Source organism: Kitasatospora sp. NPDC096128 (assembly GCF_040303105.1).
Lineage (GTDB): Bacteria > Actinomycetota > Actinomycetes > Streptomycetales > Streptomycetaceae > Kitasatospora.
Window position 1 is genome coordinate 67,365 of record NZ_JBEOSP010000044.1, and the last position, 8,157, is coordinate 75,521.

An 8,157-nucleotide genomic window follows, 5' to 3' on the forward strand; every position below is an offset into this window, starting at 1 on the left:
CCGTGCAAGAGACGATGCCAGAGAGCACGCCGGGGACGGTGCCGCCCTGCGGGCGGAGCCCGCTCCCGGCACTCGCACCGCTGCCGGCCTGGCCCCGCCTGACGTCCGCCATCGCGCCCGATCCTGTGATCGAACATCGGATCGCCTCGATGGTGGCCCAGTTGACCTTGGAGGAGAAGGTCGGACAACTGGTCCAGCCCGAACTGGCCCAGCTCACCGCCGAGGACATCCGCGAGTACAAGATCGGATCGGCCCTGAACGGTGCCGGGATCTGGCCGCACGGCCGTCGGCACGCCACCGTCCGGGACTGGGTCGACCTGGTGGACCACTTCTGGACCGCCGCGGAGCAGGCCTGGCAGGGCCGGCCGTTCCGGATCCCGTTCATGTGGGCCACCGATGCCGTCCACGGTCACAACAACGTCCACGGCGCCACGGTCTTCCCGCACAACATCGGCCTCGGCGCGGCGGGTGACCCGGACCTGATCCGCCGGATCGGCACCGCCACGGCCCGCGAGGTCGCCGCCACCGGGATGGACTGGATCTTCGCCCCCACCGTGACCAATCCGCGCGACCGCCGCTGGGGCCGCTACTACGAGGGCTACGGCGAGGACCCGGCGCTCGGCCACGCCTACGGCCGGGCCATGGTCGAGGGGCTGCAGGGCGACGCCGCCGCGCTCCGCACCGACCACCGGGTGCTGGCCACGCTCAAGCACTGGATCGCCGACGGCGGCACGGCGGACGGCCGCGACCGCGGCACCGCGTACTGCTCGGAGCAGGTCCTGCGGGACATCCACGCCCAGGGGTTCCTGGCCGGCATCAGGGCCGGGGCACAGAGCGTGATGGTCTCCTTCAGCAGCTGGGAGGACCCGGCCAACTACGACCACACTCCGGGCGGCGGCGAGCCCTACAACCACAAGGTGCACGGCAGCCGGTACCTGGTCACCGACGTGCTCAAGGACGCCCTGGGCTTCGACGGCATCGTGATCAGCGACTGGGACGCACACGCCGAGGTCTCGCGCTGCTCGGCCGGGGACGCCGGGTACGCGATCAACGCGGGCCTCGACGTGCTCATGGTGGCGGGCCGTGAGGCCTGGCAGAGCGTCCACCGCACGACCGTGGCACAGGTCCGGGCCGGAGTGATCCCGCAGGAGCGGATCGACGACGCGGTCTCCCGCGTCCTGCGGGTCAAGCTGCGCGCCGGCCTGTGGGACAAGCCCCGGCCCGCCGAGCGGTCGCTGACCCGCCCGGGCGCCCCGGTGGTGATCGGCTCGCCGGAGCACCGGGCGCTGGCCCGCGAGGCGGCCAGGAAGTCCCTGGTGCTGCTCAAGCACACCCCGGGGCTGCTGCCGCTGCCCCGGGCCGCCCGGGTGCTCGTCACCGGCAGCGCGGCCGACGACCTGGGCAAGCAGTGCGGCGGCTGGACGCTCACCTGGCAGGGCGACGACCTGGACCGCACCGACCTGCCCGGCGGCACCACCATGGCCGACGCCGTCCGCGCGGTCGTCGGCCCGGCTGCCTGCACGGTGGACCCGGCCCCGGCCCTCACCGATCCGGAAGAGCACGACGTCGCGATCGTCTGCATCGGCGAGGACGCCTACGCGGAGATGCGCGGCACCGTCAGGCCGTGGCGCTCGATCGGCTACGCCGACCTCAAACAGAGCTACGCGCGGGACCTGGAGCTGCTCCGCCGGCTGCACGCGGCGGGCGTGCCCACCGTCACCGTGCTGTTCACCGGCCGTCCGCTGTACTGCACGGAGGAGATCAACCTCTCGGACGCCTTCGTGGCCGCCTGGCTCCCGGGCCCGTACGCCCAGGGGGTGACGGACGTGCTGTTCGCCGCGGAGGACGGTGCGCCCGCCCACGACTTCCAGGGCCGGCTGCCCTCCTCCTGGCCGAGGACGCGCGACGCCAGCGCCGTCAACGCCCTCCCCGCGCACCTTCCGGACTACCGCGTGCCGAAGGAGGAGACCCCGCCGGAGGGCGGTCGCACCCCGCTGTTCCCGCTGGGCCACGGCCTGTCCCTGCACGACCCGGCGCCGCCCGGCGAGCCGCTGCCGCTGCACGTCCCGGCCGCCGCGCCCCCGGCGCCGCGGGTGAGCGGCCCCCTGCGCGTCCTCGACGCCGAGGGCACCCCCTACCGCCTGCGGGTCGGCGGGCACAACACCTGGTCCCGGGAGGACGTCGGCCTCGACAAGCCGATGGACTGCCTGATCGTCCATGCGACGCCGTTCCCCACCCCGGACGGCACGGCCCTGCGGCTGCGCTTCAAGGGCAACCCGGCCTTCGTCTACGCCGAGTCCCCGTCCGGGCTCCCCGCCGACCTGCGCGGGTACCTGGCGGCCGGGGCGCACCTGCGGTTCGCCGTGCGCGTGCTCCGGCAGCCCTCCGCCCCGCTCTACCTGGCCTGCCACGACGACTTCCCGGCCCAGCCCGGCGTCGACCTGACGGCCCGGCTGCGCGCGGCCGGGGCGCAGGCCTGGACCAGCGTCTCCGTCCCGCTGGCCGAACTGGCCGCGGTCGGCACGGACCTGCGGCACGTCGCCGTCCCGTTCATGCTCTACACGGACGGCACGGCGGAGCTGGAGGTCGCCGACGTCTCCTGGTGCCTGCCCTAGGGTCACGGCTTCCGGCCCCGGCTCCGCGTGCGTACGCGGAGCCGGGGCCGGCTCTGTCGGGGGCCGGGGCTCAGCTGCCCGGGTTCACCGTCGGGAACAGCTGGGCGAAGGTGTCGAAGGCGGTGGCGATGTCCGCCTCGGCCCAGAACCGGTGGTAGTTGAAGCTCGGCGCGGCGCCGCCGTCGAGGTAGCTCTGCACCTTGGACCACTGCGGGTCGCTGGTGTACCAGGGGCGGATGGACAGGAAGGTGTTGCTGGCCGAGCTGATCCTGGTGCCGTCCGGGTACGTGCCGGTCCAGCCGGGGGGCACGTACAGGCCCGAGTGGGTGGTCGGCGAGTACGCCTGGGTGAAGCGGCTGTAGTCGGTGCGGGTCTCCGCCGCCGAGTAGCCCAGGCCGTCGGTGTACTTGGCGTGCAGGGTGTCCAGGATGGACTGGGCGAACTTCTGGGCACTGCTGTCGCCGGACTTGGCCGCGTAGTACGCGAGGGTCTTGGCGAGCGAGCCGGCCACGCCGACGTCGGTGGCGCTGCCGCTCGCGGTGACGTGCAGGCCCGCGTTTGCGCCGGGGCTGGTGGCGCTCCAGGTGTCGGGCGCGCCGGTCCAGGCGAGCTTGTCGGGCGTGGTCAGGGTGCCGGTGGACGGGTCGGCCTTGGAGACCGACATCGCCCACGGGACCCACTTGTCGAGGATGGCCTTCGCCCGGGTGTCGCCGGTGGCGTAGTAGTACTCGGCGAACCGCTCCATCGACCAGGTCTGGAACCCGAACCACTGGTTGGAGGCCGGGTCGTGGTACTCGGGCTGCCAGTCGTAGTACAGGCCGTAGAAGGTCGGGTCGCCGGCCGGCGGGGCGGCGTCGTCGCCGTAGTTCCCGCCCCAGCTGTTGGTGGCGCCGCCGGCGATGCCGCCCTCGGTGGACTGCAGCCACTGGAAGAACTGGAGCTGCTTGTCCAGGCTGCCCGCCCAGTCGGTGGCACCGCTCGGCGAGAGCGGTTTCAGGCCGGGGTCGTTGGCGAGCACCCAGGCGGCCATCGGGTTCTGGTAGCCCTGGTGGGCGGCGGAACCGGAGATCCGCCAGGACCAGGTGCCGTCGGCTGCCCCACCCCAGGCGAAGTACCAGGTGAGCAGACCGAGTTGCTCGTTCGCCTTGGAGCTGCCGCCCGGGCAGGTGGTGGCGCCGAGGCAGTTGCCCGCCTGCTTGAAGTACTTGTCGTAGAGCGAGTAGCGCAGGTAGTCGCCGAGCTTGGCGGCCTTGGCGAGGGTCGCGGTGACGGCCGCGCTCTTGCCCTGCGACTTGGCGAACTGCTCCGCCCAGTAGGCGGCCTGGACCAGTCGGGCGTCGGCGTCGGGCGCGTCGGTGAACTTGTACTGCTTGCTGTAGTTGCCGCCGCCGTCGTTGTACAGGCTGAGGAAGCCGGAGCCGCTGCTGCCGTACTTGAACACGTCGCAGTCCGGCTGCGGCACGGTCTCCCAGACCGACTCCTCCGGGCCGCGCTGGAAGGTGTTGATCAGGCTGGGCTTGCTGGTGCCGTCCTCGCACTGACCGAAGCCGTACTTGTTGTCGGTGTCCAGCAGCCAGGCCGGGGCGTACACGTCCGGGGTGCCGTAGGTGCTCTTCAGCTCGCCGGAGAGCGGGTCGGTGCCGACCGGCACGCTGCTGTTCAACTTGACCGGGTACTGGTCGGGTTGAGCCTTCTCGGGGCCGTAGGTGGCGGGCTTGGCCGGGTTGTAGGTGCTCTGGCCGGGCTGCTGGGCGTGGCTGGGGATCAGGTTGGTCTCCAGGCTGGTCCAGGCGTTGTTGAAGGCCGTCCAGTCGCCGGTGACGCGCCCGTAGTCGGCCTCCAGCCACAGCCAGTAGCTGTAGGTCTCGGAGGTGGTCTCGTGGCCGTAGTCGGGAGCCTCCACGATCAGGGTCTCCACCGAGTGGTACGGAATGCCCTGGGGGCTGAAGTACCCGTTCGCCGGATTCTTGATCTTGCTGTAGAGGTCCAGGAAGTACTGGTCGTAGCCCGAGCTCTTGGCCGCTTCGGTCACCGTGACGGCGCCTGAGCCGAAGCCGGCGGCGGTGGCGGTGAAGGTGGCGGTGCCGCCGACCTGGGCGGCGTCGGTGCCGGCCGCGACGGTGACGGCCTGCGGGACGTTCCAGTTGGCGGGGGTGAAGGTGAGGGAGGCGCCGGACGTGACGCCGAGGTCCGTGTCACTGCCCGAACGCGCCACCGTCACCTTGGTGTCGGCGGTCGGCGCCTGGGAGAGCGCGACGGTGAAGGTGCCGCTGCTCCCCTGCTGGACGGCGAGCGTGGCCGGACTGACCAGGACGCTCGCACCGGCCACCTTGATCGCGACCGGAGCGGAGGTCGTGGTGGCCCCGGCGTCGTCGGTGGCGACGGCGGTGACCGAGTAGTCGCCCGCCGCCACGTTCGCCCAGTCGACGGTGTAGGGCGCGGTGGTGGCGCTGCCGATCAGGGTGTTGTTGCCCGCCCCGGTCGAGGCGTAGAAGTCGACCTTCGCGACGGTACCGTCCGCGTCGGCCGCCGTGGCGGCCAGCTTCACGGTGGAGCCCGGGGTGAAGATCTGCCCGGCGGCCGGGGAAGTCAGCGAGACGGTCGGGGGCTGGTTCGCGCCGCGGCAGGGGGTGCCGTTGACGGTGAAGGCGGTGGGGGCGGTGTTGGGGGCGCTGTAGGAGAAGTTGGCGCTGGTGGTGTAGGTGGCGCCGGGGTTGATGGTAGTGGCGTAGCCGGGGCTGGTGACGGTGACGGTGTGTCCGGTCTGGGTCCAGGTGCCGTTCCAGCCGTTCTGGAGGGTCTGGTTGCCGGAGTAGGTGTAGCCGAGGGTCCAGCCGTTGATGGGGGCGGTGCCGGTGTCGGTGATGGTGAGGTCGGCGGTGAAGCCGCTGCCCCAGTCGTTGCCGACGGCGTAGCTCACGCCGCAGGACAGGCCGGTGGCCGCCGTGGCGGGAGGTGCCGTGAGGGCGCCGCCCGCCGCGCCGACCAGCGCGAGCGCCGTCGCCGTCGCCGTGATGGTGAGCCGGTTGCCCCCGGCCCGAAGGGTTCTGCCTCGCATCGCACGTCCTCCAAAGGGGTGGGGTTCCGCCGCGCGGGTGGGTGCACGGTGGACGGAGGTGTGGCGTCATGGTGAAGTGGCGTCCCCGGCTTGGGAAGCGACCCCGGGGCCCGTCGGCCCCGGCCGGCGGCCCCGCCGGGGCGGCGCACCGGCGGCGACCAGCGCGGAGTCCCGGCCCGGGGCAGCGGGCCGCCCGGCCCGGCGCCCTGTAACTTACAGCGGGCCCGTGGGAGCGCTCCCGCACCTATTGACGGCATTTCTCATGCCCTGGCTTCATGTGAACGGGATCGCCGCGCCCCGACTGGGCGCGTTCCCACCCGATCTCAGCGATCCCCGTCAGGAACCCACCCATCCGAAAGGACCCGGACGTGTCCCATACCGTCCTGCGTCGCCTGCGCACGGCAGCAGCCGCCACGCTGCTCGGCGCCACCGGCCTGCTGCCGAGCATCGGAGCCGCCACCCCCGCCCAGGCCGCCCCCGCCCCCGCGGCCGCCGAGCACGTCACCAACCCGTTCGCCGGTGCGACCGGCTACCTCAACCCCGACTACACGGCCGAGGTCAAGGCCCAGGCCGCCACCGACGGCAGCGCTCTGAGCCAGCTCGAAACCCAGGTCGCCGCCAACCCCACCGCCGTCTGGATGGACCACATCGGCGCGATCGCCGGGGACGGCGGTCGCCTCGGTCTCCAGGCCCACCTGGACCACGCACTCGCCCAGCAGCAGGGGGGCACGCCGGTCGTCTTCCAGGTCGTCATCTACGACCTGCCCGGCCGGGACTGCGCCGCCATCGCCTCCAACGGCGAACTCCCGGCCACCGATGCCGGGTTGGCCACGTACAAGACACAGTACATCGACCCGATCGCGGCCGTCCTGGCCAACCCGAAGTACGCCGGGCTCCGGGTCGCGGCCATCATCGAGCCGGACTCGCTGCCCAACGCGGTGACCAACCAGTCCAAGCCGGCCTGCGCCACCGCCACCCCGTACTACGAGACGGGCATCGAGTACGCGCTCAACAAGCTGCACGCGATCCCCAACGTGTACGACTACCTGGACATCGGCCACGCGGGCTGGCTCGGCTGGTCCACCAACATGGTCCCGGCGGGCAAGGAGTACGCCAAGGTCGCCCAGGCCACCACCGCCGGGTTCGCCAGCATCGACGGCTTCGTCAGCGACACCGCCAACACCACGCCGCTCAACGAGCCCTTCCTCGGCAACCCGGACCTCACGGTCGGCGGGCAGCCGCTGAAATCGGCGAACTTCTACCAGTACAACCCGGTCTTCGACGAGTACCACTTCGCCACCGCGATGCACTCCACCCTGGTGGCCAACGGGTTCCCGAGCACCATCGGCATGCTGGTCGACACCTCGCGCAACGGCTGGGGCGGCCCGGCCCGGCCCACCGCGCTCGACTCCAGCCCCACCACGGTGGACGCGTACGTCGCGGCCAACAAGGTCGACAAGAAGCCCTTCCGCGGCGACTGGTGCAACATCGTCGGCGCCGGCATCGGGGCCCGCCCGCAGTCCCTGCCGTACGGCGCGGGCAGCCCGATCATCGCGTTCCTGTGGGTCAAGCCGCCGGGTGAGTCGGACGGCGACTACCCGTCCGCCACCCACCCCCACGGCGACCCGCACTGCGACCCGAACGGCACGCAGACCGACGGGAACGGCAACACCTACCCCACCGACTCCATGCCCGACGCCAACATTCCGGCGGGCCAGTGGTACCCGGCCCAGTTCCGGCAGCTGGTCCAGAACGCCTACCCCGCGTTCGACGGCTCCGGCGGCACCCCCGGCGGCCCGACCGCGCCGGGCGCACTGACCGTCACCGGTACCACCAGCACCAGTGTCGCGCTCAGCTGGACCGCCGCCACCGACCCGGCCGGCGTGACCGGCTACTCGGTGTACCGCAACGGCATCAAGGTCGCGACCGTGACCGGCACGAGCTACACCGACTCCGGGCTCTCCCCCGCCACCGCCTACCGGTACACCGTCACCGCGCAGGACGCGGCCGGGAACACCTCCCCCGCCTCCGCCGCGGTGACCGCCACCACGGCCGCGGCGCCGGGCGGCGGGGGCAGCAGCGGCTGCTCCGCCACCTACGCGGTCGCCAATGACTGGGGCAGCGGCTTCACGGCCAACGTGACCGTCGCCAACACCGGCACCGCGGCCACCAAGTCCTGGACGGTCAGCTGGAGTTGGGGCGGCAACCAGCAGGTCACCAACAGCTGGAACGCCACCACCGCCCAGAGCGGCGCCGCCGTGACGGCCGCCAGCCAGGGCTACAACGGCGCTCTGGCGCCGAACGCCACCACCAGCTTCGGCTTCCAGGCGACCTACTCGGGCGGCAACACCGCTCCGTCGCTGACCTGCACCGCGAGCTGACCTCACCCGGCCGGGGCCGCGCCGGCGGCCCCCGCCCCCCGGCCCCCCGGGGGGTGGGCGGCCTGGTGGGGGATAGGGTGTCCAGCATCAGGGCGCGCAGCGC

Annotated in this window: 3 protein-coding genes; 2 read left to right on the forward strand and 1 reads right to left on the reverse strand. The window is 72.5% G+C overall.

The window, feature by feature from the left end; all coding sequences use genetic code 11:
- Nucleotides 1-149 precede the first annotated feature (149 nt).
- Nucleotides 150-2,615, forward strand: coding sequence for a glycoside hydrolase family 3 protein (locus ABTY61_RS34230; RefSeq protein ID WP_350509053.1), 2,466 nt, complete (start codon nt 150-152; stop codon nt 2,613-2,615).
- Nucleotides 2,616-2,685: 70 nt separating this feature from the next.
- Here the strand turns inward: ABTY61_RS34230 and ABTY61_RS34235 are convergent, their stop codons facing one another.
- On the reverse strand, nt 2,686-5,673 hold the full coding sequence (locus tag ABTY61_RS34235; protein ID WP_350509054.1) for a glycoside hydrolase family 48 protein: 2,988 nt from the start codon (nt 5,671-5,673) through the stop codon (nt 2,686-2,688).
- Nucleotides 5,674-6,041: 368 nt separating this feature from the next.
- Between ABTY61_RS34235 and ABTY61_RS34240 the strand changes: the two genes are divergently transcribed.
- Nucleotides 6,042-8,054: a glycoside hydrolase family 6 protein gene (locus ABTY61_RS34240; protein ID WP_350509055.1), complete on the forward strand. Its 2,013-nt coding sequence runs from the start codon at nt 6,042-6,044 to the stop codon at nt 8,052-8,054.
- The last annotated feature ends 103 nt before the right edge of the window (nt 8,055-8,157 follow it).